The sequence below is a fragment of the Shewanella inventionis genome (genome assembly GCF_019931735.1).
Taxonomy (GTDB): domain Bacteria; phylum Pseudomonadota; class Gammaproteobacteria; order Enterobacterales; family Shewanellaceae; genus Shewanella; species Shewanella inventionis.
On sequence record NZ_CP082926.1, the window covers coordinates 1,911,283 to 1,936,083 of the forward strand.

Annotated in this window: 25 protein-coding genes and 1 other RNA gene; 16 read left to right on the plus strand and 10 right to left on the minus strand. The window is 40.8% G+C overall.

The window, feature by feature from the left end; genetic code table 11:
* Positions 1–55: 55 nt before the first annotated feature.
* Positions 56–706, minus strand: a complete 651-nt coding sequence (locus tag K8B83_RS08620; RefSeq protein ID WP_223419587.1) for a DsbA family oxidoreductase — start codon at positions 704–706, stop codon at positions 56–58.
* A 415-nt stretch (positions 707–1,121) separates the two neighbouring features.
* Here K8B83_RS08620 and hpf point away from each other — a divergent pair, with 415 nt between their 5' ends.
* On the plus strand, positions 1,122–1,478 hold the full coding sequence (gene hpf / locus K8B83_RS08625; RefSeq protein ID WP_188738792.1) for a ribosome hibernation-promoting factor, HPF/YfiA family: 357 nt from the start codon (positions 1,122–1,124) through the stop codon (positions 1,476–1,478).
* Positions 1,479–1,552: 74 nt separating this feature from the next.
* Here the strand turns inward: hpf and K8B83_RS08630 are convergent, their stop codons facing one another.
* Positions 1,553–2,278: a YebC/PmpR family DNA-binding transcriptional regulator gene (locus tag K8B83_RS08630; RefSeq protein ID WP_188738793.1), complete on the minus strand. Its 726-nt coding sequence runs from the start codon at positions 2,276–2,278 to the stop codon at positions 1,553–1,555.
* Positions 2,279–2,692: 414 nt separating this feature from the next.
* Between K8B83_RS08630 and K8B83_RS08635 the strand changes: the two genes are divergently transcribed.
* Positions 2,693–2,941, plus strand: a complete 249-nt coding sequence (locus tag K8B83_RS08635) for a TIGR02922 family protein (RefSeq protein ID WP_188738794.1) — start codon at positions 2,693–2,695, stop codon at positions 2,939–2,941.
* A 60-nt stretch (positions 2,942–3,001) separates the two neighbouring features.
* Here the strand turns inward: K8B83_RS08635 and K8B83_RS08640 are convergent, their stop codons facing one another.
* Positions 3,002–3,586, minus strand: coding sequence for a TetR/AcrR family transcriptional regulator (locus tag K8B83_RS08640; protein WP_223419590.1), 585 nt, complete (start codon positions 3,584–3,586; stop codon positions 3,002–3,004).
* 145 nt (positions 3,587–3,731) lie between these two features.
* Between K8B83_RS08640 and K8B83_RS08645 the strand changes: the two genes are divergently transcribed.
* The 4 genes from K8B83_RS08645 (at position 3,732) to K8B83_RS08660 (ending at position 7,198) form a co-directional block, all read left to right on the plus strand.
* The gene (locus tag K8B83_RS08645; protein ID WP_223419593.1) at positions 3,732–4,775 is read left to right on the plus strand and encodes an alkene reductase; all 1,044 of its coding nucleotides are present in this window, start codon (positions 3,732–3,734) and stop codon (positions 4,773–4,775) included.
* Positions 4,776–5,002: 227 nt separating this feature from the next.
* The gene (locus K8B83_RS08650) at positions 5,003–6,328 is read left to right on the plus strand and encodes a protein kinase (RefSeq protein ID WP_223419596.1); all 1,326 of its coding nucleotides are present in this window, start codon (positions 5,003–5,005) and stop codon (positions 6,326–6,328) included.
* A gap of 134 nt (positions 6,329–6,462) precedes the next feature.
* Positions 6,463–6,654 (plus strand): ribbon-helix-helix domain-containing protein, encoded by a 192-nt coding sequence (locus K8B83_RS08655; protein WP_188738798.1) that lies wholly within the window; start codon positions 6,463–6,465, stop codon positions 6,652–6,654.
* Positions 6,655–6,853: 199 nt separating this feature from the next.
* Positions 6,854–7,198: a zinc ribbon domain-containing protein YjdM gene (locus K8B83_RS08660; protein WP_188738799.1), complete on the plus strand. Its 345-nt coding sequence runs from the start codon at positions 6,854–6,856 to the stop codon at positions 7,196–7,198.
* A 255-nt stretch (positions 7,199–7,453) separates the two neighbouring features.
* Here the strand turns inward: K8B83_RS08660 and K8B83_RS21635 are convergent, their stop codons facing one another.
* Both K8B83_RS21635 and K8B83_RS08665 read right to left on the minus strand, forming a co-directional pair.
* Positions 7,454–7,585 carry a hypothetical protein gene (locus K8B83_RS21635; RefSeq protein WP_263283591.1) on the minus strand — a complete coding sequence of 44 codons (132 nt, stop codon included), beginning with the start codon at positions 7,583–7,585 and terminating at the stop codon, positions 7,454–7,456.
* Positions 7,586–9,238: 1,653 nt separating this feature from the next.
* Positions 9,239–9,634: a phage integrase gene (locus tag K8B83_RS08665; RefSeq protein WP_449618989.1), complete on the minus strand. Its 396-nt coding sequence runs from the start codon at positions 9,632–9,634 to the stop codon at positions 9,239–9,241.
* A 541-nt stretch (positions 9,635–10,175) separates the two neighbouring features.
* Between K8B83_RS08665 and K8B83_RS08670 the strand changes: the two genes are divergently transcribed.
* A complete protein-coding gene (locus K8B83_RS08670; RefSeq protein WP_223419600.1) occupies positions 10,176–10,355 on the plus strand; it encodes a hypothetical protein in 180 nt (59 codons plus the stop codon).
* Positions 10,349–10,882: an acetyltransferase gene (locus K8B83_RS08675; RefSeq protein ID WP_223419602.1), complete on the plus strand. Its 534-nt coding sequence runs from the start codon at positions 10,349–10,351 to the stop codon at positions 10,880–10,882. The genes K8B83_RS08670 and K8B83_RS08675 overlap by 7 nt, the downstream gene beginning before the upstream one ends.
* A gap of 13 nt (positions 10,883–10,895) precedes the next feature.
* On the opposite strand, the gene K8B83_RS08680 is transcribed toward K8B83_RS08675, so the two are convergent.
* The 3 genes from K8B83_RS08680 to smpB form a co-directional block, all read right to left on the minus strand.
* Complete coding sequence (locus K8B83_RS08680; RefSeq protein WP_223419604.1) at positions 10,896–11,783, minus strand: BRCT domain-containing protein; 888 nt, start codon at positions 11,781–11,783, stop codon at positions 10,896–10,898.
* A 492-nt stretch (positions 11,784–12,275) separates the two neighbouring features.
* Positions 12,276–12,631: a transfer-messenger RNA gene (ssrA, locus tag K8B83_RS08685) on the minus strand.
* A 136-nt stretch (positions 12,632–12,767) separates the two neighbouring features.
* A complete protein-coding gene (smpB, locus tag K8B83_RS08690; RefSeq protein WP_188741221.1) occupies positions 12,768–13,265 on the minus strand; it encodes an SsrA-binding protein SmpB in 498 nt (165 codons plus the stop codon).
* 265 nt (positions 13,266–13,530) lie between these two features.
* Here smpB and K8B83_RS08695 point away from each other — a divergent pair, with 265 nt between their 5' ends.
* Both K8B83_RS08695 and K8B83_RS08700 read left to right on the plus strand, forming a co-directional pair.
* Positions 13,531–13,968: an SRPBCC family protein gene (locus tag K8B83_RS08695; RefSeq protein ID WP_188741222.1), complete on the plus strand. Its 438-nt coding sequence runs from the start codon at positions 13,531–13,533 to the stop codon at positions 13,966–13,968.
* Entirely contained in the window at positions 13,958–14,293 is a 336-nt protein-coding gene (locus K8B83_RS08700) for an RnfH family protein (RefSeq protein WP_188741223.1), read from the plus strand. The genes K8B83_RS08695 and K8B83_RS08700 overlap by 11 nt, the downstream gene beginning before the upstream one ends.
* A gap of 71 nt (positions 14,294–14,364) precedes the next feature.
* On the opposite strand, the gene K8B83_RS08705 is transcribed toward K8B83_RS08700, so the two are convergent.
* Positions 14,365–14,868 (minus strand): outer membrane protein assembly factor BamE, encoded by a 504-nt coding sequence (locus tag K8B83_RS08705; RefSeq protein ID WP_188741224.1) that lies wholly within the window; start codon positions 14,866–14,868, stop codon positions 14,365–14,367.
* Between the two features lie 431 nt (positions 14,869–15,299).
* On the opposite strand from K8B83_RS08705, the gene K8B83_RS08710 reads away from it, so the two are divergent.
* From K8B83_RS08710 to K8B83_RS08735, 6 genes are all read left to right on the plus strand, one after another.
* Positions 15,300–16,133, plus strand: coding sequence for an SAM-dependent methyltransferase (locus K8B83_RS08710; RefSeq protein WP_223419607.1), 834 nt, complete (start codon positions 15,300–15,302; stop codon positions 16,131–16,133).
* Positions 16,134–16,176: 43 nt separating this feature from the next.
* A complete protein-coding gene (locus tag K8B83_RS08715; protein ID WP_188741226.1) occupies positions 16,177–16,386 on the plus strand; it encodes a hypothetical protein in 210 nt (69 codons plus the stop codon).
* 42 nt (positions 16,387–16,428) lie between these two features.
* The gene (locus tag K8B83_RS08720) at positions 16,429–18,162 is read left to right on the plus strand and encodes a tetratricopeptide repeat-containing diguanylate cyclase (RefSeq protein ID WP_223419610.1); all 1,734 of its coding nucleotides are present in this window, start codon (positions 16,429–16,431) and stop codon (positions 18,160–18,162) included.
* A 1,056-nt stretch (positions 18,163–19,218) separates the two neighbouring features.
* The gene (gene aceB, locus K8B83_RS08725) at positions 19,219–20,865 is read left to right on the plus strand and encodes a malate synthase A (protein ID WP_223419613.1); all 1,647 of its coding nucleotides are present in this window, start codon (positions 19,219–19,221) and stop codon (positions 20,863–20,865) included.
* Positions 20,866–20,955: 90 nt separating this feature from the next.
* A complete protein-coding gene (aceA, locus tag K8B83_RS08730) occupies positions 20,956–22,272 on the plus strand; it encodes an isocitrate lyase (protein WP_223419616.1) in 1,317 nt (438 codons plus the stop codon).
* A 349-nt stretch (positions 22,273–22,621) separates the two neighbouring features.
* Positions 22,622–24,085, plus strand: coding sequence for an HDOD domain-containing protein (locus tag K8B83_RS08735; RefSeq protein ID WP_398410662.1), 1,464 nt, complete (start codon positions 22,622–22,624; stop codon positions 24,083–24,085).
* A 68-nt stretch (positions 24,086–24,153) separates the two neighbouring features.
* On the opposite strand, the gene K8B83_RS08740 is transcribed toward K8B83_RS08735, so the two are convergent.
* Positions 24,154–24,753: a nuclear transport factor 2 family protein gene (locus K8B83_RS08740; RefSeq protein WP_188737348.1), complete on the minus strand. Its 600-nt coding sequence runs from the start codon at positions 24,751–24,753 to the stop codon at positions 24,154–24,156.
* Positions 24,754–24,801: the final 48 nt, after the last annotated feature.

Here is a 24,801-nt window from a genome sequence, read left to right on the forward strand (position 1 = left end):
TTACTGATAAAACCCAGCTCACGCTGGGTTTTGTGTTTAATGTTATGGGGATAGGCTAAGCCGCTGTGGTAGTGAGCTTGGTAATAAGTTCTGCTATGGTGGCGGGCTCTTGAGCGCCGGACACTAAATACTGCTGATTAAACACAATGGCTGGCACAGCTTGAATACCGCGGCTTATCCACAATTGCTCTTCTTGTTTGACCGCTTTTTCATAACGTTTGTCAGTTAATACCTCGCGGGCTTCATTTGCATCTAGCCCAACGCTGGTGGCCGCATCGACTAACACCTCAATATTATCTGGGTTGTTCTGCTCGGTAAAATAGCTCTTGAACAAGGCCAATTTTAATTCAGTTTGCTTGCCAGAGTCAGCCGCCCAATACAGTAATTGATGGGCAAGTAGGGTGTTATAAATTCGTGATGAGTCAGAAAAATTAAACGTAAACCCTAAGTCGGCTCCCATTTGGGTTAAACGTTGACGGTTTTGTGCGCTTTGCTCAGGTGTTGAACCGTATTTTTCTGCAATGTGCTCGCCTAAATGTTGGCCCTCTGGTCCCATTGATGGATTGAGCTCAAAAGGGTGCCATTGTACTGTCACATCTAGGTCGTCAAATTGGCTTAATGCTTGTTCAAGACGACGATAACCCACAATGCACCAGGGGCACATTACGTCTGACACTATGTCAATTTGGAGGTGTTTTGTTGCCATTTTGAGTCCTATTATTCATTAATTCGACTTAATTTTAACGATGAAAAAAAATTTAAATCGGCATATTTATTTATAAATTAACTGCTTTTGAGTAAAAGTTGATGGCTTTATCACCATTTAAGCGATCTGCCTAAAAGTTGCAGCCAATATCGTTAAAAATGTGTCTATACTTAAACAGTAATCTGATGTTTAATCAATGTAAGGGTTAGGTCGATTTGACATAGTCCATTCGAGTTGGTTTTAAACACAATTGCCGGTGATACAAAGTCACTTATGATTTTACCACTTGTGATTTCACCCACATGCCCCATGTCTAATTATGTAAGCATGCATTTGTACTAGTCTGTTATTTATGTCAGCATGCATTTGTACCACGCGATAAATTTGGCAAGTAAAATTCTGTTAAGGACAATCTATGAAAATAAATCTTTCTGGTCACCATGTTGATGTTACTGATACTGTCAAACAACACGTAGAAGAAAAATTCGCAAAAATCGCTAGCCATTTCCCAACGCTTATTTCGCTAGATATCATCATTGCTAAAGAGCATGGTGAATTTGATGTTGAAATTCGTACCAATTATGAAGGTACTCGAATTGCTGCAAAAGGTAACAACGCAGTTATGTATCCAGCCATTAGCAGTGCCGCTAAAAAGTTAGATGCAGCATTGAAACACCGCAAAGGCCAATTAAAAGCTGATTTACATGATAAGCCAGATGTAACCGCGCCTGAAATCGCATACGAAAAAGTACAAGAGATGGACCTACGTTAATCGTGATTAACTTGGTTTAGTTCAATAAAAAACGCAGCGTAATGGCTGCGTTTTTATTTGTTGCTTTAAATTGTTTATGCTTCGTCAATTTCAGCGTTGTGATAAATATTTTGTACATCATCACAGTCTTCTAATGCTGCAATAAACTTATCAAACGTTTCAATGTCTTCACCGCTAACGGTTGTCATTGTTTGTGGTACAAACGATAAGTTTTCAACTTCAAACTCGATGTCTGGGAAGGCTTCTGTTAACGTGGTTCTAATGTTGTTGAATTCGGTAATAGGTGCAAACACGCTAATCATGCCGTCTTCTAATTCAACGTCTGTAACATCAATTTCAGCCATCATCAGTAACTCAAGAATGGCTTCATCGTCTTCGCCTTTAAAGACAAATACGGCTTGATGTTCAAACATATGGCCTACAGTGCCTGGGCTGCCTAATTTGGCATCATTTTTAACAAAAGCCTGACGAACCTGAGTGAATGTGCGGTTACCATTGTCAGTTAAGCAGTCAACAATCACCATACAACCGCCAGGGCCAAAACCTTCGTAACGTGCAGTATCGTAATCTTCACCACCACCGCCACGTGCTTTTTCAATTGCACGTTCAATAACGTGTGCTGGCACCTGGTCTTTCTTGGCGCGTGAAATTAAGCTGCGTAACGCTAAGTTGCCATCAGGATCAACACCGCTTTGTTTGGCACAAATGTAAATTTCTTTACCGTAGCGCGAATAAAGTCGAGTTTTTTGGCCTGCTGTCTTAGCCATTGATTCTTTACGGTTTTGGTATGCTCTGCCCATCTTGATCTCGTTATATTTCGGAAATGGAAGTCGTAAAATTGTCGCCGATTCTAGCAGGAATAAGCAGATGTGTTTAGGTGTAGAGCATAAATATTGTTGAAATACTGCTGATAACGCGATAACTGTCATCATTTCGGGCTGTGTGTTGCAATGTGAGTTTGCTCGAAATACTAATATTTACACATCAGATGTGTTAACTTTATGTTTCAAGTGCAGGTGATCGGTAATACAATTTAACGATATGGTATCGTTTGCTGCCAATAATAAAAATCAAAGAGAAAGGACTTCTCTGTGGTAATGCTCAAGGGCGCTTGCCTGAGGTTATTGCCATTTATTCTGAGTTGATGTTGGTATTTTACAAGTATCAATATCATTTCTACACTTACTAAGTATGCTAGAAATGAGAGTCCAAATATGAAATCTGAATCTGCTGATGCAGGTCAAGCACAGAGTGCAACAGTCACTGTACTGTTTTACGAAGCTCCCGCTGGTCTTGAAATGTATAATGCCGTATTAACCGACCTTGAGGTGAGCAAAACGGGTCGAGTGATGATCCCTGAGTCATTTCGTCGTGGTAAATCCATTATCGCGGTACTTGAAGGGGAGTGCAAAATATTAAACGCATTAGGCGAGCGAGTATATTCGCAGCGCACTGTCGGTTAATCACTGCCTGTTAAACATAAAGTGAGTTGCAATCAATAAAAAGACACTAGCGTGTCTTTTTTATTGTCTGATTAAATCCGCAAGCAGTTTGTCTGCTAAAGGTTGCAGCACGTCAATATCAGGTTGTGTGCTGGCAACGGTTCGTAAACCATAAATCCCCATGACCAAATATTGCGCTAAAAATTGGCTGTTGCTTTGTGCTGAAATTAGCTTTTGCTGTTTTGCTGTTTCAAATACTTGCGCTAAAGCCAGATGCCATGACTGCAAAAAATTACATGCTATTTGCTTAATCTGTTCATCTTGTTCGCCCATTTCACTTAATGACTTAGTTAATAAGCAAGATTGGGTGGCATCACAACTTAATCCTTCTTGCACAATTAATGCGAGATAACGGCTCAGATTATCTAGAGCAGAATGTTCATTGGCAAATAGTTGCTCAAACTGTTGAGACCGATCCTGTTGATACTGCTCAATTGCCGCAATAAATAAGCCTCTTTTATTGTCAAATGCGCAATAAATTGACCCAGGATGTAACCCTGTCGCTTTGGTGAGATCTTGCATGCTAGTTTTTGCGTATCCGTTTACCAAAAAGGTACACATAGCAGCACGTAAAACTTTTTCTTTGTGAAATTCAGCATGTCTCATACTTGGCTACTTTTGGTCAACAATGAAGCGTAATAACTCATATCGTCTGAGTCTAACTAAATTTATTCGAGTATTCAAAAAATACTTGAATGTATGTTCAATAAATAATATTCTTGAATGCATATTCAATAAAGGAGATCGTCACATGACGGCCAATTTATTTACACCTTACAAACTCAATGACACCCTAACACTATCAAACAAGATTTTAATGGCGCCATTAACGCGTTGTATGGCTGATAATGACTTAGTGCCGACTCAGCAAATTGCCGATTATTATGCGCGCCGTGCAGAGGCTGGCTTAATTATTAGCGAGGCGACGATTATTCGTGCTGATGGTCAAGGTTATCCAAACACTCCTGGTTTATTTACTCCAGCGCAAATAGATGGCTGGCGTGTGGTTACAGATGCAGTGCATAAAAATGGTGGCAAAATTTTCGCCCAACTTTGGCATACCGGCCGTGTAGCTCACCCACACTTTTTTGGTGGGGGTGAGGTGTTATCAGCTTCTGCACAAGCGGTTGAAGGTACCGTGCCAAGAATGCGTGAATTGGTTTACCAAACACCAAAAGCGGCAACGTTAGAAGACATTAAACAGTTAGTGAACGATTATGCTCAAGCGGCTGCAAATGCAATCGATGCCGGCTTTGATGGCGTTGAAATCCATGGTGCCAATGGCTATTTAATTGATCAGTTTTTACATCATGACAGCAACCGTCGTGATGATGAATACGGCCAAACGCCTGAAAACATGTCTCGTTTTGCACTTGAAGTTGTCGATGCCGTTATTGCTCGTATTGGGGCTGATCGTACTGGCCTGCGTGTATCTCCTGGTGCCTACTTTAATATGGCTGGCGATTCACGTGACCGCGCCGTATTTGATTACCTATTACCCGAATTATCAAAGCGTCACTTAGCGTTTTTACACGCTGGTATTTTTGATGACTCAATGCAATTTGATTATTTAGGTGGCAGTGTGTCTGCATACATGCGCAGTGTTTACACAGGCACTTTAGTGGGTGTAGGCAGTTATAGCGCTGAAACAGGTAGTGCAGCTATTGAGGCCAATAAATTTGACTTATTAGCCGTTGGCCGTCCATTTATTGCTAACCCAGACTATGTGGCTAAAGTACGCGATGGTGTCGAACTGGTGCCATATGCCGAAAGCATGTTAGCCGAACTGATTTAAGTTTGTTGTTTGCCTATAGGCTCTATATTGAGTGCTGGTAGGCGTTTGTAGGAAACTATTTTGTGATCTCATTAGAGACACTAAGTAGCGCTAAATAATCAACCCCAATTTGTGTTTTTAGCATCCGTCTTGGCCACAGTTTTTACTGTGGTCTTTTTTTGCCATAAATTTGTCTCCCTGAGTGCAGTCTATTACTATGTCGGCAATTTTAGGTACAGAGAAGCGTTATGCACACACTAGAACAACTCAATGATGGTTTATTGCACGGACAAACACGAGTCAAAATCGCGCAAGGACTGAGTGAGTTCCCAGCTAAATTATTTGAGTTAGCAGATACGTTAGAAGTGCTTGATTTAACCGACAATCAATTGTCGTCGCTTCCTGACAATTTTGCTGATTTACATCAACTTAAAATTCTGTTTTTGTCGAACAACCAGTTTACCTATTTACCGGATGTATTAGGTCAATGCCCTAATTTAGAGATGATTGGCTTTAAGGCTAATCAAATTAAACAGGTGTCAGAAGCATCAATTCCAAAACAAACCCGCTGGTTAATTTTAACCGACAATCAGATAGTGCAACTGCCAGACAGTATTGGTCAATGTTATCGTCTTGAAAAGCTCGCGCTTGCAGGTAACCGACTTACGTCACTGCCGGAGAGCATGGCAAATTGTCATCAACTTGCATTAATTCGCTTGTCTGCCAATCAACTTACCACGTTACCGGACTGGTTATTTAGCCTGCCTAATTTGGCATGGCTGGCTTTTTCCGGAAATGCATTTAGCCATGTAGAGCATTGCGAAAATACCCGTGTCCCTATTGTTAAATTATCCCAGTGCCAGCTAGGTAAGCTGCTAGGGCAGGGGGCCTCTGGTTTGATATACCAGGCACGATTACATACTGAGTTACTGCCTGCTGCGTTAACTGCACTTGCCGATAACGATGTGGCAATAAAATTATTTAAAGGTATGGTAACCAGTGATGGCTATCCTGCAGATGAGCTCGATTGTTGTTTAAGTGCTGGTGAACACCCAAATTTAATCAATGTGGTGGCTCAGATTAATCAGCCAGAGCAGTTGGGGCTAGTCATGGAGCTTATTCCTGCCGACTACGCCAACCTAGGTTTGCCACCTTCGCTGCAAACCTGCAGCCGCGATACCTTTGAGCCAAACACACGCTTTAGTGAGTCATGTATCATTAAAATCGCGACTCAAATGGCCGATATTTTGGCGCATTTACATCAAAATGGGATAAGCCATGGTGATATTTATGCTCATAACACCATGATAAACAAACAAGACAATGTGCTATTTGGTGACTTTGGCGCCGCATCTAACTTAAGGCAGTTTAGCCCAGAGCGTCGTGGGTTAATGCAAGCTATTGAGGTAAGGGCATTGGGTTACATGATTGAAGATATGCTTAATCTGATTGATCACCTTGTTAGCCCTAAGGCAGAAGCGTTACATCAATTAGTGCATGATTGCTTGCATGCTAACTTAAACGCCAGACCGAGTTTTAATGAGCTTAAACAACAGTTAGCCAGCATGGCATAAACTGCCACTGTAATTTTGCTTAGCGATGCGACTTGTATTGCTAAGCACCCTTGAATATCGGTTGTGAAATATGGCCTTTAACCTATCACTGCATTATAATCAAATTATCATGTTGCAATTAAAGGTCATCACCAGTGGAAAACAAAACTGCCCGTTTTACTGTTTTAATGGACCCGCTAAAAAAGCAGGCATTTGAACAACTCTGCGCCGCACAAGATTTAACGCCATCTCAAGTCACGCGTCAGCTTATTCGTGAATACCTTGAAAAACACGATGTGAGTTTTGGTGACAATCAAGGTCGACCCAACCCACAAGTGAAAAGCTAATTCATCGTCTTTAGTCCCAAATAGTGAAACCACTTTGCGGCCTAGGCTAGTTAATTTGTGATAATGACATTATAATACTATTACAATCTAGGTGGGGTGGTTGTCATTACCATCTCATGCCAATCGAAAATGCTTTTAGAACAATATATTGCTACCTCAGTGTTGTTTTATTTAAGCTAAATATACAGAGAATGAATTTATGAGTGATGTCATCCCGCCATGCCCAAAGTGTGAATCTCCTTACGCTTATTCTGATGGTACGTTATTAATTTGCCCAGAATGCGCTAATGAATGGAACCCAAATGAAGAAGTGGTTGACCCAGATGCCATTATTTTAAAAGATGCCGTGGGCAACTTGTTAGCAGAAGGCGATAAAGTCACTTTAATTAAAGATCTTAAAGTGAAAGGCACGTCACTGGTGCTTAAAGTGGGCACTAAAGCAGTTATCAACCGTTTTGTCGCCGGCGATCATGACATTGACTGTAAAGTTGATGGCAACGGCCAAATGATGCTGAAATCGCAGTTTGTTAAAAAACAAAGCTAAGCGATTGAGTGAGTGACTTTAGCTTAGCAACAAATGAGCTAAAGCCCGATGCATAATAATCCCCGCTGATAGCAATATCACCGGGGATTTTTGATGGACGCCAGTTCCCCCCTGTGTCAGGGTAGTTGCCGCCTCATTAAATCAGTGTACTAAGCAACCGTTGATAATTTAAAAAAGCTTGTTAACCCCTTCCCGTCGTCCTGGCAATGCTTTTGACCCGGGATCCAGGAGTTTGCTTTTTATGGTTTTCGGCCATTAACACTTCAGGCTGCAATTCCAACCTGCACGGCCAAATACGACGTCGTCCCGGCAATGCTCTTGAGCCGGGATCCAGGTGTTTTGCTTTTTATGGTTTTCGGCCACTAACACTTCAGGCTGCAATTCCACCCTACGCGGCCAAATACGACGTCGTCCTGGCAATGCTCTTGAGCCGGGATCCAGGAGTTTGCTTTTTATGGTTTTGGGCCACTAACACTTCAGGCTGCAATTCCAACCTGCGCGGCCAAATACGACGTCGTCCCGGCAATGCTTTTGAGCCGGGATCCAGGTGTTTTGCTTTTTATGGTTTTCGGCCAAACCAGATCAAGAGTGGCCAATGGAAATAGGCCAGATAGAGCTATTAACTCAAACAAAAATAAGATGTTAGGCAACGATACTCAATGAAATCACTTCTATGACACGCGGTAAACCCATCCATGGGCGCTCTGCGAAAACATCCATGTTTTCGAAGGTCATAGCCGCGATGACATCCGCCGTATGGGTATCTTCGATTCAACCTTGTTTGTATTTGTGTTTGTAATTGAAAGATTTAACGCATTTCAGGATAGGGATGTTTTATAACATTTAACTCAAAGAAACTAAGGTGTTAGGTATCGATACTCAATGAAATCACTTCTATGACACGCGGTAAACCCATCCATGGGCGCTCTGCGAAAACATCCATGTTTTCGAAGGTCATAGCCGCGATTGCATCCGCCGTATAGCTATCTTCGATTCAACCTTGTTTGTATTTGTGTTTGTAATTGAAAGATCTAGCGTATTTTTTGATAAATACTTGTCAGCTACTTTTAATTGTCTCTACTCTCGTCGTCCCAACTCTCACGTCGTCCCGGTAATGCTTTTTAGCCGGGACCCAGGTGTTTGCTTTTTGCTTATTCACTTATGGCCTGCGGCCACTAACGTTGTGGCCCTTCGCTCACACCAAGTATGAGTGTCAAATGAGAGTAAGTCGCTACTTTAGATGCTATCTAACGCATTTTGGGATGGAAAATTTATAAAAATTCAAATAAGACTAAATTATGGTGTTAGGCAACGATACTCAATGAAATCACTTCTATGACACGCGGTAAACCCATCCATGGGCGCTCTGCGAAAACATCCATGTTTTCGAAGGTCATAGCCGCGATTACATCCGCCGTATAGCTATCTTCGATTCAACCTTGTTTGTATTTGTGTTTGTAATTGAAAGATCTAGCGTATTTTTTGACAAAGTCATGTTAGCTACTGTCTTATGCACCTAACTTTAATATCGTCCTAACTCTCACGTCGTCCCGGCAATGCTCTTGAGCCGGGACCCAGGTGTTTGCTTTTTATGGTCTTCGGCCACTAACACTTGAGACAGCAATCCCCCCCTGCGCGGCCAAATAGGACGTCGTCCCGGCAATGCTTTTGAGCCGGGATCCAGGTGTTTTGCTTTTTATGATTTAGGCCAAACGAGATCAAGAGTGGCCAATGGAAATAGGCCAGATAGAGCTATTAACTCAAACAAAAATAAGATGTTAGGCAACGATACTCAATGAAATCACTTCTATGACACGCGGTAAACCCATCCCTGGGCGCTCTACGAAAACATCCATGTTTTCGAAGGTCATAGCCGCGATTACATCCGCCGTATAGCTATCTTCGATTCAACCTTGTTTGTTATTTAAAGATTTAACTCATATATGGACAGAAATTGGTTTGAGGGACAAGTATTGAAGTGTTTTTATAAAAGTTTACCCTGACCCCACTAAATTTAATTTTTTAAATTTTTAGACCCCACTAAATTTTTAATACTATGGGTATTTCTTCAGGGTAAAGGTAGGCAAGTTCAGTATCTTCAATTTTAAACTGAGGTAAACCTTCAAGCGGGTTAGGGTGAGTCCATTCGCCTAAGCGCTTTAACTCAGAAAACACTGCGTTCAAATAGGCATGTTCGTGGTTAATCGTGTTTGGCTTAACCTTGGATTTTTTACCTTGAAAATCTTCTATCTCACCATCCAGTCGCATTTGTCGATAATTGGCAAAGTGGTTAATGGTTATCTTGCTGGCAACGGGATCCCCCATACCATGACAGGTTAACTGTAACTTTCTTAAACGGGTTTCAGGTTGTGCGAGTTGCTGGCCATGTAACTCACACCAACGCTTAATCAGTTCCGATAATTTACGATTATCAATTTTTCACCCAGCCACGGTTTTTCGTCCACCTTTTTCATTGTGTACAGTTCAAAAGCTGTCGCTTCACCTTTAGTGGCAACTTCTTACGGATGCGTTTAGCATCACGACCATTAGGATAGCACTCGCAAATCCAAGGTTTGTCGCTACCGTCTTTTAGGTTTCTAACTGACATAAAGACCTATCAATGATCATTTTGAGGGATGAAGATATTTTGGGGGTGGTAAAAATAACAAAGCCCTCCAAAAAAGAGGGCTATCAGCAGCGCCATATGGCTTTCCATCGCCATTTATGGGCTGGCTACTCACATGTAATAGTCTCGAGTGCCCCGTACTAGATGAACTAGTGAAGCTATAACAAGAATCTCTTAACAAAATATTTCCTACACGCAAGATTAAACAGTTTTAAGGTTTCACATTGTGCACCATCGACACTGTACAACACTTATCGACACAAAAGGTTGTATTTGATTTACAAAATTGTATAATTGACGAACAGGTCAATATTGACCTTGAAGCAATATTAATCAAAAGAGGTGGTAGCTATGGCAACTGCGTCATTTAACAAAGATTTTGTTGTTACTGATAGAAAAAGTGTACAACAATTAAAAAGCGACTTTAACAACCCGCATGTGGTTACTGTAAAAGTACGTGATTATAAAAAAGATAAAGTCAAAGGAATCAGCTTATTAAGACAACGGTTGTCCACCTTGGAGACTTGTTAAAAGAGTTTGGGAAAGAAGAAACTTCCAAGCTCTTTTCTGATTTTACCTGCCCTAAAAATCCCGACGTAGAAGAATTTATACGCTCACCTAACAAAGCTATTCGGTTTGAAGAAAGCGATCAATCCAGAACATACTTAATTCTTGATGACGAAACTGGTTTTATATTGGCTTATTTTTCAATTTCATTTAAAGAATTGTTTTTAGGCGGATTTGATGTGCCTAAAGCTCAGATAAAAAAACTCGACGGTATGCGTAAAGATGTAGAGCGTATCCGCGTGTTTCTTATCGGTCAACTAGCCAAAAATTACACTGTCAAAAGTAACCCACTAGCATTAGAAAACATTCTTGACGAAGTGTACTCTGTCATTGATCAAGTCAGAACATTAGTGGGCGGTAGAGCCATTATTTTAGAATGTGAAGATAATGCTAGGTTAATTAACCTATATCTACATCATGGGTTCAAAGTGTTGAACACTATCGAAGACACCGATCGACTTATTACAATGTACATCCACATTAGTAAATAACGTTTCATCAAAGTTAAATAGCGGCTAACCACTGATCTTCTGAAATAATATAAATCTTGTGTCCTTTGGCCTGCATAGTTTTAGCCAGCTCGATTTTACGTCCATGGCTTGAATATGCCCAATCGCGACTTGATAGCGAACCTACTACGACATAGTGTGTTGCGAGGGTAGGTGTTTTTTTAATAACGATAGCACCTAGGTTACTGGCCTTTGTTTCTATATCGCTGCGGGTGCCACTTCTAAACTTACCAGTAAAACAGAAGCCATAATCTTTATGAGTGATAGTTTCAACAATATCAAACAGCTGAGTAGGGTTGTCAGAAGCATCACCCGTTTCATTAAAGTCATTACCGGTGATTAAATTGACTAACTGATAAAGCTCTGCTCGCTCTTTACTGGTGATAATGCCATCTTCCAGTATTTCGGCAATTTTGGTAGTTAACAGTGGTACAGGCCAAACATCACTAATATCAGGGTTGCTTGATAACCATTTTTCTAGAAATAACACCTCTGATTCATTAATCTCTTCATCAGCACTAATCCCTTTCAAAATACCTAAAAGAACATTGACATGGTCTTTACAACAAGAGTTATCTAACTCTTTATAAGCAATCACATCTTCAACTAAACAAAAAATATCTTCATGTTCTTCATCAGTCATAATGCCATCTTCAAGTACATCTTCTAGCGCATCTATTAAATCAACCGAATCAGGGTCATCATGTAAAAACTCATGGTCTTTTAACCAGGCGTTCAAAAATAGTAATTCGGTTGGCTTTAATTTTGTATCACAGACGATGCCTGTTAACAGCCCTTTTAATGAGCAAAGTGCTTTTTGTTTATTACCTTTAAAGTTCATACGGCTATATGGTTGGCCGTCTTTATCTAGTGTTGTTGTCATATTCACTTCCTTGTGTTGTGTTAAATTTAGGCCTTATAGCCTCTAGGTCGAATTAAACTAATTGGGGTTTGCTTTAACGTAGCAGCGACCTTGCCAACAATTTGTGTCACTGATTCATCTACCATAATTAGTTGCGTCAGAGTAAACTTTAAAAAGGGAGCTTATGGGCACATGCTATTGAACGGCTTTTTCTTCCCTAAATGGTGCACTTGATGATTGTGCTCGAGGTTACCTAACTTTGTCCTTAAGTTTGATACTTTAATCTACTTTATGTTTTTAATTCAATTTTTTAAAACAAGTCGTATTGGTCCGATTGGGTAAGTCCGTAACTTCAATCTAATCAACAGCCTGCCACAGGTACAAAGCAAACGCCTGGATCCTGGCTAAAAGCATTGCTGGGACGACGATTAAATTAACCGCCTCATTGTGGGCATTTTGCCGCCACTTACAAAGAAAAAGGGCTTAGCATTGCTGCTAAGCCCTTGTTTTAATTGGTGGAGGCGGCGGGACTTGAACCCGCGTCCAGAAAGCCTACATCCTCGGCGCTACATGTTTAGTCTCTCTTTTATTTAACCAAGCAGTCTCCGAAAGACAGGATGCTACTTGGTGAGTCCGGTACTGTTTCGCGGTTCACCCCCGGACGGAGTTCCCTCGCTAGCACAATGTAAGGTGACCATCAAAATCCACTGCCCAAGTGCTAAACGTGTGGCTGATGGCTAGCTAGCCTAAGCTGCTAGAGAGTAGTTAGAGTCGTTTGCAACTATAACGGTGCGGCTTTTTACGAGGCCAACCGCCCCTCGACATGCTCCTTGGGTTTCGTGAATCCTGTCGAATCCAGAATCGCCCCCAATTAAGTTAATCATAACGTGTTGTTTGACGAATACCTAGTGTCCATTAACAAATTATAATCGTTTGTTCACAATCTGTGCGAAATAGCCTTTGTATACGTATAAATTGATGTAGTTCAAAGGGCTATTAATAAAACTAGCCGTTGGCTTTGTCTTTTTTCATCACGCGAGCTTTTTCAATTTTCCACTCACGCTCTTTGGTGTCTTCACGCTTATCGTGGTCTTTTTTACCTTTACCTAGGCCAATTTCTACTTTTACCCAAGCGCCTTTGCGCCAGTACATGGATAGCGGTATTAAAGTGTAACCCTGACGCTCAATTAAACCTGCTAATTTGTCTATTTCGCTGCGTTTTAATAGGAGTTTTTTAGTGCGGATTGGATCACAAACCACATGGGTTGACGCGGTATTAAGCGGTTGAATAGTACAACCGTGCATAAACGCTTCACCCTCTTTTATGTATACATAACAATCAGCTAAGTTTACTTTGCCCATTCGTATGGATTTGACTTCCCAACCCATAAGCTGCAATCCCGCTTCTATTTTGTCTTCGATGCGGTATTCAAACGTGGCACGTTTATTTCGTGCGATAGTTGCTGGGGCATTTTTTGCTGATTTTGAATTCTTTTTTACCATTCTATTTACCGTTGTGATTGTCGCTATGGCGCTCTTTGCGTAAGCAGACAGTCAGCAGTTAGCCCATTTAATAAACGCTATTATATTAATGTTATAAATTTACACCATTGATATAAGAGATATGGGGGAGATTTATGATATTTCAACGATTATACCCAGTTTATTGCCCATTGTGCTATCAACCATGAGATTTAGCGCCTTGGCGGATGCCTTTTTTGATTAACGTGATAAAATCGGCTAATTGTTTTATTTATAGTGATGTCAGATGCCCAAAATTTCCAAAAGTATGCTGGTTAGGTTTAGTGCTAAAGAGATGTATGATTTAGTCAATGATGTTGAGTCGTATCATATTTTTTTACCCGGATGTGTTGGGGGGAAGGTACTTGAATTTGACGGCAAAACCATGGTGGCATCGGTTGATGTAAGTAAGGCTGGGATCAGTAAAACCTTTACTACACGTAATCAAGTTGTTGACGCTGAAACCATTACACTTGAACTTGAAAATGGTCCTTTTAAATACATGCATGGTTTATGGCGGTTTACTGCGCTGACAGAAGATGCCTGTAAGGTTGAGTTTAATTTAGATTTTGAATTTTCAAATATGTTGGTTGATATGGCATTTGGAAAAATCTTTAAAGATCTTATGTCATCGATGGTGATGGCATTTACTGACAGAGCAAAGGTAATTTATCGTGACAAGTGAAACAGAAAAATTTGCAGTTGATGTTATTTATGCATTACCTAAGCAGCAAAAAATCATCACGGTTATGGTTGCTCCAGGGACGACTTTTATTGACGCAGTAGTGCAGAGTAATATGGTTAAGTTTTTTCCTGAAATTAATCTTGATGACATCAAATTGGGTGTATTTAGCCGTGTGGCAAAACATGATGAAGTACTCGTACCTGGCCAGCGGGTTGAAATATATCGACCATTGATTGCTGATCCTAAAGATGTGCGCCGTAAGCGAGCTGAAAAAGCTAAAGATGAAGGCCGGATAAATAAAATTACCGGTGCTAAGGTCAGTTAATCTTGAGCGTGATTGATAACAAAAAAGCAGAATCAAATGATTCTGCTTTTTTTGTTGGCATCGGTTAGCGGTTAACCAGGCTCATTGGTTTGTTCTGGTTGATTAGTTAACGTTGGGCGGTTTTCTTCAACCAATGGTTTTGCATCTGGGCGCTCTTCTGGCAGTAACGGCTTTAAGTCAGCCTCGCTTACCGAAGGTAAAGAGCTAAGCTCAAGCGGAGTATAAAACTCGCTGCTTAAATCATAATCGCCTTTTACACTCGATATTTTATTGTCAGTGAAATGAACAATTAACTCTTTATGAGTGATTTTGGCATTTCGGCCACTTTTGAAATGGTAAACGTAATACCAAGTGTCATCTGCAAAGCTGTCACGTAAAACAGGACGACCTAAAATGTATTCAGTTTGCTCTTTGGTCATGTCGATGCGAAGTTTTTCAACTTGTTGCGTCTCCATGTAGTTACCTTGCGGAATATCAGGCTTGTAAATTAGCCAATCGAAAACACTGCATCCGCTCATAGATAATGAAAGCGCTACTGCGCTTACAAGGGTAAGACTTTGTTTTTTGTTTATCATTGTCTGCGCTACTTCCTAAATTCTGTCGGTCATCATACCCAAGCTGTCCCTATGCTGACAAGGGCCGATGATAAGATGTTGTGTTTTTGAGTGAATATCGAGGAGTTAGTTCCGTTATTTTGCCAATAAATTGAACGTTCAACCTTTTTTGCCACAATTATACTCATCACTGTTTCAAAGCACTTATGCCTGCTGAACATTTAGTATCTATTGATTTTATATTAATTTGTTCATCGTTTTAAAGGCTCCAACTAGGCTAAGTTGTGCTGATCAATACAAGTGGCTTTACCGAATTGTGTAGTAGTAATGTTGGCAAATAGTCATTAAAGTGTTTAATTTAAACGGTAGCATGAACATTAATCAAAGGGTTAACTCGAGTGTTCTTTTGAATGCTCAGTTTTTTAAACAAGCACCAATAAGAAGATGCAACCATGCAAATCAAGCCACTTTCATCCTCTTTAGATCCTGCAAAAACCGGCCAATTAATTTTTGTCGGCACGGGGATCCAACTGGCCGGGCAAATAGGTAAACTCAGTGAGAGTTACATTCAGCGTGCTGATGTGGTGTTTTCGTTGGTGCCAGATGGTTTTGCCCAACGATGGTTGCACACGCTCAATAACGATGTGCGTTCATTACAGCCTTATTATGCTCAGAATGGTGAAACTAAAAATCGGCGTGATACTTATCAGCAAATGGTTGACGTGATAATCACTGAAGTTAACGCCAATAAAAAAGTGGTATGCGCTTTGTATGGCCATCCAGGTGTGTTCTCCTGCGTATCGCATATGGCCATTGAGCAAGCTCGCCTTGAAGGGTTTACAGCAAAAATGCTTCCAGGGGTGTCTGCAGAGGCATGTTTATGGGCAGATTTAGGGATAGACCCTGGACGTTGTGGCCATCAAAGTTACGAAGCAACCCAGTTTATGTTGTACTTGCACCAACCTGACACTAGTGCGCATCTTGTATTATGGCAAATAGCCTTAGCGGGGGAGTACACCTTAACTCAATTTGGCACCACAAAGGCTAAAATCCAGTTATTGGTTGATCATTTAAGCCAGTGGTACAGCCTTGAGCATAAAGTTGCGATTTATGAAGCGGCAAATTTAGCGGTTCACGCCCCCAGAATTGAATGGGTGAAACTGGCTGATTTAGTCCATGTAGCCTTAACCACAATCAGTACTTTACTTATACCACCGAGTAAAGCATTGTCATTAAATTATGACATGTTAGCTAAATTAGCGATAACAGAAACAGATCTCGGATAATATGATGTTTGGTAGACAAAAAACTAAAATATAAGGACATAAAATGTCTAATTTAAGCCAATTTTTTACTCAATTAGGGACCGACTCAGCCTTATTAGAAGCATATTTACAAGATCCTGAAGGCATAATGAGGGCTAATGGCATAACCGATGCTGAAATCGCTGCTGTGATGTCAGGTGACAAAGCGCTGATCCGACAATTAGCTGGAGACGATGAAATGCAAATGTTTCAAATTGTCACGACACCAAATTAGGCTAATACCTTGAAAGTTTGTTATATAAAATGGTTTTTTGCCGTGTTATTCATCGTTAGTGCGGCGCTATCTTATGCAGATGAAATGGATGCAGAGCTTGATCTTGCCGAAAACTTTATGCATACCGATACTCAAAGTGCCATTGCTAAACTCCATTCAGTGCTAGCGCTTGAGCCTTCTTTATCAAATACACAAAAAAGCCGTTTACACATGCTAATGAGCCTTAAACACATATATTTGGCTGAATATAGTGAGGCTGATAACGCGTTAGACAGAGCCCTATCTTTTAATCCACCAGATGACATTTTAACCCGGATTTATTTGTATAAAGTCACGGTGAGTATCGGGCTTAAGGATTATAAAAAAGCCTTTAGCCAATTAGAAACTAACCTGGCCCGTATACAAAGTTATCAAGACAATAGTATTAAAATTGCTACCTATAATCGACTCTTAAATGTGTATTTAGAGCTAGAGGCTTATGATGAAATGTTACGAATTTCGCAGTTAGCCATGGCGCTGAATCAAGGCAAAAGCCCCAAAAATCAGTGCTATTCAATGCTCTATTATTCAGTGGCCAATTTGCGTTTAAAGCAATTTAAACAAGCATCTAGTTTGTTTACCGAAACAGAGCAATATTGCCGTGAACAAGGTTTTCCACTTATTGCTGTTATGTCGGTTAAAGGGCGAGGCATTGTTGCATTTGAGCAGGGCGAATATCCTAAAGCTGAAAGCTTGTTTTTAACCGCATTAGAAGGATATCAAAAGTTTAAATTTGAGGTTGAAATTAATGAAATACACTCTTATTTAGGCATGACGTATTTTTATTTAGACAGGTTTCAACAGGCTGAATTTTTTGCTGGAAAAGTGAATGAGTTGCCCTTAGCGCCCAATAATCTTTTAGTGAAAAAGCGGGCTAACGAAGCTTTGTCGTTGGTGGCGGGTAAACGCGGGCAATTTGATAAAGCTTATCAATACCAAGTGGTGGCAAATGCGCTGAGCTTGCAGATTTTAAACGAGCAAAAAGTAAAGGAAAATGCGTATCAAATGGCTCGTTTTGACAGTGTTGAAAAAAACAGAGAAAACACCAGTTTAATTCAGGATCATGAGTTATTGATGCAACAAAAAGATCTCTTTATGAAAGAAAAGAGCTCATCAATCATGTTTTCAACCTTACTTGTGGGCGTTTCAGTTGGATTATTACTGTTACTTATTTCAGCATGGATGCAACGTAACCAATTTATGAAACAAGCGCAATGTGATGGTTTAACGGGTATTTTTAATCGCCGAACAGGCCAGGAGTTGGCCGAAAACGAATTTATAGAAGCACAAACTGCAAGAGAGCCATTTTGTGTGTTGTTAATGGATTTGGACTTATTTAAAAATATCAATGATCAGTTTGGTCATGCTACAGGTGATTGGGCACTTAAAAAATTCACCGCGGTGATAGAAGCGTTATTACGCCCAAACGATATATTTACCCGCATGGGTGGCGAGGAGTTTGCCATCTTTATGCCGAAAATTGATAAGCTTAGCGCCATGGAATTTGCAGAGCGCATACGCATTGAAGTATCGCAAATTAATACTCGTTACTCTGGTCATGAGTTTGCGATTACCGTTAGCGGTGGCGTGAGCTATGCAAACAAGGACGATCTTAGTCTAGACCCTCTTATCCAACGTGCAGATTTAGCGCTTTACCGTGCAAAACACAATGGCCGAAATTGTGTTGTGTGCTATGACAATTCATTCGCACCTCATACCCCCTCTGATCCAGCTTAATACTAATCAGCAAAAAAATGTGATCATTCTTACGGATCCACATCGGCTATAACTTCTCTACTCGACATCTTGAAAGTAGAACAACGAGTTTGCTGCAATTTCTGACTTATTCTAAACGACTTTTTCTACGCAATATCTGATCACACATTCTTAAGGGGGTAGAGGTGGCAATTGTTCGCTGCGCTTAATCCGTTTTATATTGAACAACATTCAACCAGCAAAGATCACCAGGCTCGTTTTTTTTAGTTTCTACTCCAACTGATATGCACCATTTAGAACCTTAATTACCATTGAAATGCACCAACCTAGAGATTTTGTTATTGTTTTTTGAAAAAAATTGCATTTCTTTTCAAAAAAACCAATTAGTCAGCCCTTGTTGATCGGGTGACGTAACTCACGTTTTTAAGCCTAAACCCGCTCCTTCTTCTTACGTTTACGTCAACGTAGTATTTAAACGGTTGTTTGAATCAAGGCTGTTTTCGAAGTATGTTATCCATATGTTTTTATTAATTATAATTGCTTTCCCTAGAGGTAAGCTCAAAACGTGGCCAATTTGTTTGACTTATATATTTAGACTAAAGTTGTGTAAATTAAATATTACACCATGTAATATTATAACAACTTATTTTACCATTATTGTTTACTGGTAAATTGGTAAGATGAATTTTAAGTTCAACATTTAGAGTATAAGTTCTAAAATTAAAATATCATATAAAACAGCTATTTGTTATGCTTTTGTATTATTGGTCATACCAATTTACTCAGGTGTTTTAGCACGGATAATATTGGGTTTGGTCAATTTCAAACTGTTGCAATTACAAACATTTCTGGTTAGTTTTTAGTACGAAACAAACATTTGAAAGTGTTAATTTGTGATTTAACAAATAGACAACAAGAACAATTTAAAAATGAGCCGACGCACTCAAAGCGGCGCATGTTGCACCAAAGCTTGTGGAACCAAAGTAAGTAACAAGCAAAGAAACGCTTAGTGCAGATGTTTGAGTTGTCACTTTGATAATGATCAATAAAAAAATGCAGTGCTTAGGGATCCATATTATGACGGCAGAACAATTGGTAGCTCAATACAACAAAACAACAACTGATGATGCGGTAACAACCGACATTACTTTTGTTGGCCCAAAAATAGAAGGTCAGCAGCAAGTGTTCAATACCGGTGCTGTGGCCTTTTTAAATTCTTTGTGTGCAAAGTTTGCGGCAGAAGTACCAGATTTGTTGGCTAAACGTAAGCAAAAGCAAGCGCGAATTGATGCGGGTGAATTACCTGATTTTTTACCTGAAACCCGTGCTATTCGTTATGGTGACTGGACCATCCGTGGCATCCCTGAAGATTTAACTGATCGTCGAGTCGAGATAACAGGTCCTGTAGACCGCAAAATGATCATTAATGCCCTAAACGCCAATGTAAAAGTGTTTATGGCAGACTTTGAAGACTCGTTAGCGCCAAGCTGGCAAAAAGTGGTTGAAGGGCAAATTAACCTGCGCGATGCCGTAAACGGTGATATTTCATTTACTGCACCAGAAACGGGTAAACATTATTCGTTAAACCCAGATCCAGCAGTGTTAATTGCTCGTGTTCGTGGTTTGCACTTAATTGAAAAGCATGTGCTTTATAAAGGTGCCCCTGTGCCTGGCGCTCTTGTTGATTTTGCGATGTATTTTTATCACAACTATCGCCAGTTGTTAGCAAAAAAATCAGGGCCATACTTTTATATTCCTAAGTTAGAAAGCCATGTTGAAGCGCGTTGGTGGGCAAAAGTATTTGCGTTTGTTGAAGAACGTTTTTGCTTAAAGCCTGGCACCATCAAATGTACCTGTTTAATTGAAACCCTCCCTGGCGTATTTGAAATGGAAGAGATTTTATATGAACTTCGCTCAAATATTGTCGCACTTAATTGTGGCCGTTGGGATTATATCTTTAGCTACATTAAAACCTTAAAAAATTACCCTGACCGAGTACTCCCAGACCGTCAGGCAGTAACAATGGACACTAGGTTTTTAAGTGCTTACTCACGTTTACTGATTAAAACCTGTCATAAGCGTGGCGCATTAGCCATGGGCGGTATGGCTGCGTTTATTCCGGCTAAAGATGAAGACACCAACGCTAAAGTATTGCAAAAAGTGCGTGGTGACAAAGAGCTAGAAGCGCGTAATGGCCATGATGGTACCTGGGTTGCACATCCTGGTTTAGCCGATACCGCCATGCAGATTTTTAATGATTACATTGGTGGCGATAAAACCAATCAACTGCATATAACCCGCGATGTAGATGCGCCAATTTTAGCCAGCGAGTTATTAGAGCCTTGTGCTGGTGAGCGCACTGAAGAAGGGATGAGACTCAATATTCGTATCGCGCTGCAATACATTGAGGCCTGGATCCAGGGTAATGGTTGTGTACCCATTTACGGCTTGATGGAAGATGCTGCAACAGCAGAGATTTCGCGTACATCGATTTGGCAGTGGATTAAACATCAAAAGAGTTTATCGAATGGCAAATTAGTCACTAAAGCTTTGTTCAAAGACATGCTCAAAGAAGAAACCGCCAATGTGAAAAAAGAGCTCGGTAGCGAACGCTTTAACGCCGGTCAATTTACTCAGGCAGCTGCATTGTTTGAACAGATCACAACCTCAGATGAGTTAGTCGACTTTTTAACCTTGCCTGGTTACGAATTGTTAACGGCGTAAAGACGGCTTTTAACCCTTTTATATACAAACATAGCGCAAGGTTGAATCGATTGACTTTGCCAACTTAATTACTCAGGAAGGAGTGACATTATGACGACACAATTAACTCGCCAGCAACAGATTGATGCGATTAAAAAAGACTGGGCTGAAAATCCACGTTGGAAAGGCGTTAAACGTCCTTTTACAGCTGAAGAAGTGGTGGCATTACGGGGATCTATCGTTCCAGAAAACACCATTGCACAACGTGGTGCAGCTAAATTGTGGGAGCTGGTCAACGGCGGTGCTAAAAAAGGCTATGTTAACTCGTTAGGTGCACTTACTGGTGGTCAAGCGGTTCAACAGGCAAAAGCGGGTATTGAAGCCATTTACCTTTCAGGTTGGCAGGTTGCGGCAGATGCAAACTTAGCGGGCACTATGTACCCAGACCAATCGTTATATCCAGCAAACTCAGTACCTGCTGTTGTTAGCCGAATTAATAACTCGTTCCGCCGTGCAGATCAAATTCAATGGAGTAAAGAAGTTAACCCAGGTGATGAGAACTACACTGACTACTTTTTACCGATTGTTGCTGACGCAGAAGCCGGTTTTGGTGGCGTATTAAACGCATTTGAATTGATGAAGTCGATGATCGATGCTGGCGCTGCAGGTGTTCACTTTGAAGACCAATTAGCGTCTGTTAAAAAATGTGGCCACATGGGCGGTAAAGTATTAGTACCGACCCAAGAAGCGGTGCAAAAACTGGTTGCTGCACGTTTAGCGGCTGATGTGAGTGGTGTACCAACGCTTGTTATTGCGCGTACTGACGCCAATGCGGCAGATTTAATGACGTCTGACTGTGACGAGTACGACCGTGATTTTGTGACGGGTGAGCGTACAAGTGAAGGTTTTTACCGTGTGAAAGCTGGGTTAGACCAGGCCATTTCTCGCGGCCTTGCCTATGCACCTTATGCTGACTTAATTTGGTGTGAAACGGCTAAGCCATGTCTTGAAGAAGCGAAAAAATTTGCTGAGGCAATTCATGCTCAATATCCAGACCAATTACTGGCTTATAACTGTTCTCCTTCATTTAACTGGAAGAAGAACCTAGACGATGCAACGATTGCTAAGTTCCAACAAGAGCTATCAAACATGGGGTACAAGTACCAGTTTATCACGTTAGCGGGCATTCATAACATGTGGTACAACATGTTCGATTTAGCCTATGACTATGCGCGCGGTGAAGGCATGAAGCATTATGTCGAAAAAGTGCAAGAAGTTGAATTTGCGGCAGCGAAAAAAGGCTATACCTTCGTGTCGCACCAGCAAGAAGTGGGTACAGGCTACTTTGACCAGGTGACTAACTGTATCCAAGGTGGTAAATCTTCGGTAACGGCTTTAACAGGGTCAACTGAAGAAGAACAGTTTTAAATGTTAGTTTTACCGATTTACAAGTTTGGCCACTTTGTGGCTGTTGTAACCCCGTGCGACTCACCTACAGGTCGCACGGGATTTTTATCCAATGTGTTAGATCATAAGCTTTTGCTTAGTTGTTGATGTTAATTTATTGGGTACTTCCTACCCGTAAGCTTTCCAACCACATCATTGTGATTGCGGCTCATTTGAGCCGTTTTTTTTTATTGGTGGTTCAAAAAGCAATCAATAACGTTCAAAGTACAATCTTTTTTTAGACATGCGTACAATAAAAAAAAAACAGCAAGCAATGTTTGAATAAAATTGAGTATACTCAAATCAATACTTGTTACAGTTAGGTTAATTCTTGAAACCCACAACACAGCCAAAAGGGGCTGATTACTGGACTAAACGCATCAGTGATCAAGAAATGCCCGCGTTATGTTCAACGGTTCGAAGCTTAGAAAAGTTAGCAAAAGATGATGTGTCCTCTATGGCGTTACTCGGCCGCAGCGTGATGCATGATAATGCGCTCACGTCACGTATTTTACGTGTCGCGAACAGTGCTATTTATAACAAGGGGATTAATCAAGTTTCAACAGTGAGCCGCGCAGCGGTGGTGCTAGGCTTTGATACTATCCGCAATATTTGTATTACCGCCAAACTATTGACCAGCTTGCTAGAAAATAAACACTTGTCTGAAGGCGTATATCAGCGGTTATTAAAACTCATGGCTCAGTCGTTTCAAGCGGCTATGCTGGCGCGAATGATGATGAATGGCAGAGGCGATGCGTTACGCGAAGAAGTGTTTATTGCCTCGTTGTTATATCGAATTGGTGAAAGTGCCTTTTGGAGTATGGGGGGAGAGTTTACCGATTCTCTTGACCGTAAATTAGTCAGCGTGACCGATAAAACGGAGCAAAATTTTATTATTCGATCTGAGTTGGGCGCCTCATTTTTGCAACTTACCCAAGGTATTGCTCGCAGTTGGGGCTTAGGTGAGGTATTGCAAAAGTCACTTTTGCAACCCGATGAACGTATGCCCGAAATTCGCTGTGTTTTTATTGCCGATAAGTTGTCTGAAGCGTTAATTCAGTCTGATGTTAACCCAAAAGAATTGCAAAAATACCTCACGCAGGCAGCAGAGTTAATTGATGTGAATGTTGAAGAAATGACTAAACGAGTCATGCATTGCAGTGAGAATACACAAAAATTGGCGGTCGCTTATGGTGCCAAAGCAATAGTGTCCTATTTACCGGATACGACTTGTTTACTCGAAAGTGACAGCTCGCCTGAGCAAGGTGTGTTAATACGCCAGACAGATCAAGGCTATCAACTTAGCAAGTTACGTCAGTTAACCCAATATGCTGTCGTTAAAACAGACTTTAACCAAATTATGCAAGCGACCCTAGAAGGTATTTTAACGGGCGTTGGTGTCGACCGTTGCGGGGTTTTATTATTATCACCTAGTCGTAAATTGCTTCAGCCTAGAGTTATGATGGGCGAAGATGCAGAAATGCTTAAGCAAGCGTTTGTGATTGAGTTAAATGATCCCCAATCAGTATTTAGCCAATGTATTGAACAAAAACGAAGTATTTGGGTTAACGCGCCTTCGTCGCAGGACTGCAAAGTTCAATTAGACGATGCGCTAGTCGAGAAGTTATCATCGTTTGGTTTTTTAATCGCACCACTGACTGTCGGTACTAAAGTGCTCGGGTTATTTTATGCCGATCGGCATGTGAGTAGTCGGCATTTTGAACAACAAGATAACGACAGCTTTACTCATTTTTGTCAGTTAGCGAATGTGTGTTTTACCGTGTCGATGAGCTGATGTTAGGGCGTGAATAAAAAAGAGATGGCTAATGGCCATCTCTTTTTTATTGCCTTGCAACTGTATTACTACTGCATAATTAAGCTGGTGATACGTTTCGCTTTATCATTAGGGATTGGAAAACTTAAATGGTATTGAGCTATTTTCCAGCCTTGCTCTGTGTTAACTAGCGCGCCTGTGCCACGGCTAACGCCATACGCTGAACTATACAATTGCTCGTCAAATAAAATCGTATCATCGATTTGTAATAAGTGGCGAGATTGAAGCTCATATCGCCAACCTTTGGTCGGTTTAGCATATCGCTCAAATTCAACCATATTCCACCGTTCTGAGTTATCTGTGCCAATAAATACCGCCTGTGGATGGTATAAACTGAAATAGGTGCTCCAGTCGGCGACAGCTGCACTTTCATGTAATTTGTTGAGTATTGCGCTTACGGCCTGGCTGTTTTCTGCTGATAATCCCTGGCTATCGACCAAGTCTGTTTTGTGGTTAAGATCGTTAATAACAGCCTGGCTTTCTGAACTCACATGCTCGCTCACGGCAATATTTTTTTGCTCAGTTTGGTCTGGGGTTTGTGCATTAGCCTGTGCTGCATGTAAGTCAAATGCCGCAGCTGTAGTGACTAACATAGCGATAAAACCAAGTCGGTGAATAATCGATTGCATAGTGTCCCTTAGATTATTGATGTTGTTTTTGTGTCAATTCAATTCAAT

Excerpts from the sequence above, each read along its gene's own strand:
- K8B83_RS08620 (WP_223419587.1), bottom strand. The coding sequence starts at position 706 with ATGGCAACAAAACACCTCCAAATTGACATAGTGTCAGACGTAATGTGC.
- hpf (WP_188738792.1), top strand. The coding sequence starts at position 1,122 with ATGAAAATAAATCTTTCTGGTCACCATGTTGATGTTACTGATACTGTC.
- K8B83_RS08630 (WP_188738793.1), bottom strand. The coding sequence starts at position 2,278 with ATGGGCAGAGCATACCAAAACCGTAAAGAATCAATGGCTAAGACAGCA.
- K8B83_RS08635 (WP_188738794.1), top strand. The coding sequence starts at position 2,693 with ATGAAATCTGAATCTGCTGATGCAGGTCAAGCACAGAGTGCAACAGTC.
- K8B83_RS08640 (WP_223419590.1), bottom strand. The coding sequence starts at position 3,586 with ATGAGACATGCTGAATTTCACAAAGAAAAAGTTTTACGTGCTGCTATG.
- K8B83_RS08645 (WP_223419593.1), top strand. The coding sequence starts at position 3,732 with ATGACGGCCAATTTATTTACACCTTACAAACTCAATGACACCCTAACA.
- K8B83_RS08650 (WP_223419596.1), top strand. The coding sequence starts at position 5,003 with ATGCACACACTAGAACAACTCAATGATGGTTTATTGCACGGACAAACA.
- K8B83_RS08660 (WP_188738799.1), top strand. The coding sequence starts at position 6,854 with ATGAGTGATGTCATCCCGCCATGCCCAAAGTGTGAATCTCCTTACGCT.
- K8B83_RS08670 (WP_223419600.1), top strand. The coding sequence starts at position 10,176 with ATGGCAACTGCGTCATTTAACAAAGATTTTGTTGTTACTGATAGAAAA.
- K8B83_RS08680 (WP_223419604.1), bottom strand. The coding sequence starts at position 11,783 with ATGACAACAACACTAGATAAAGACGGCCAACCATATAGCCGTATGAAC.
- smpB (WP_188741221.1), bottom strand. The coding sequence starts at position 13,265 with ATGGTAAAAAAGAATTCAAAATCAGCAAAAAATGCCCCAGCAACTATC.
- K8B83_RS08695 (WP_188741222.1), top strand. The coding sequence starts at position 13,531 with ATGCCCAAAATTTCCAAAAGTATGCTGGTTAGGTTTAGTGCTAAAGAG.
- K8B83_RS08705 (WP_188741224.1), bottom strand. The coding sequence starts at position 14,868 with ATGATAAACAAAAAACAAAGTCTTACCCTTGTAAGCGCAGTAGCGCTT.
- K8B83_RS08710 (WP_223419607.1), top strand. The coding sequence starts at position 15,300 with ATGCAAATCAAGCCACTTTCATCCTCTTTAGATCCTGCAAAAACCGGC.
- K8B83_RS08715 (WP_188741226.1), top strand. The coding sequence starts at position 16,177 with ATGTCTAATTTAAGCCAATTTTTTACTCAATTAGGGACCGACTCAGCC.
- aceB (WP_223419613.1), top strand. The coding sequence starts at position 19,219 with ATGACGGCAGAACAATTGGTAGCTCAATACAACAAAACAACAACTGAT.
- aceA (WP_223419616.1), top strand. The coding sequence starts at position 20,956 with ATGACGACACAATTAACTCGCCAGCAACAGATTGATGCGATTAAAAAA.
- K8B83_RS08740 (WP_188737348.1), bottom strand. The coding sequence starts at position 24,753 with ATGCAATCGATTATTCACCGACTTGGTTTTATCGCTATGTTAGTCACT.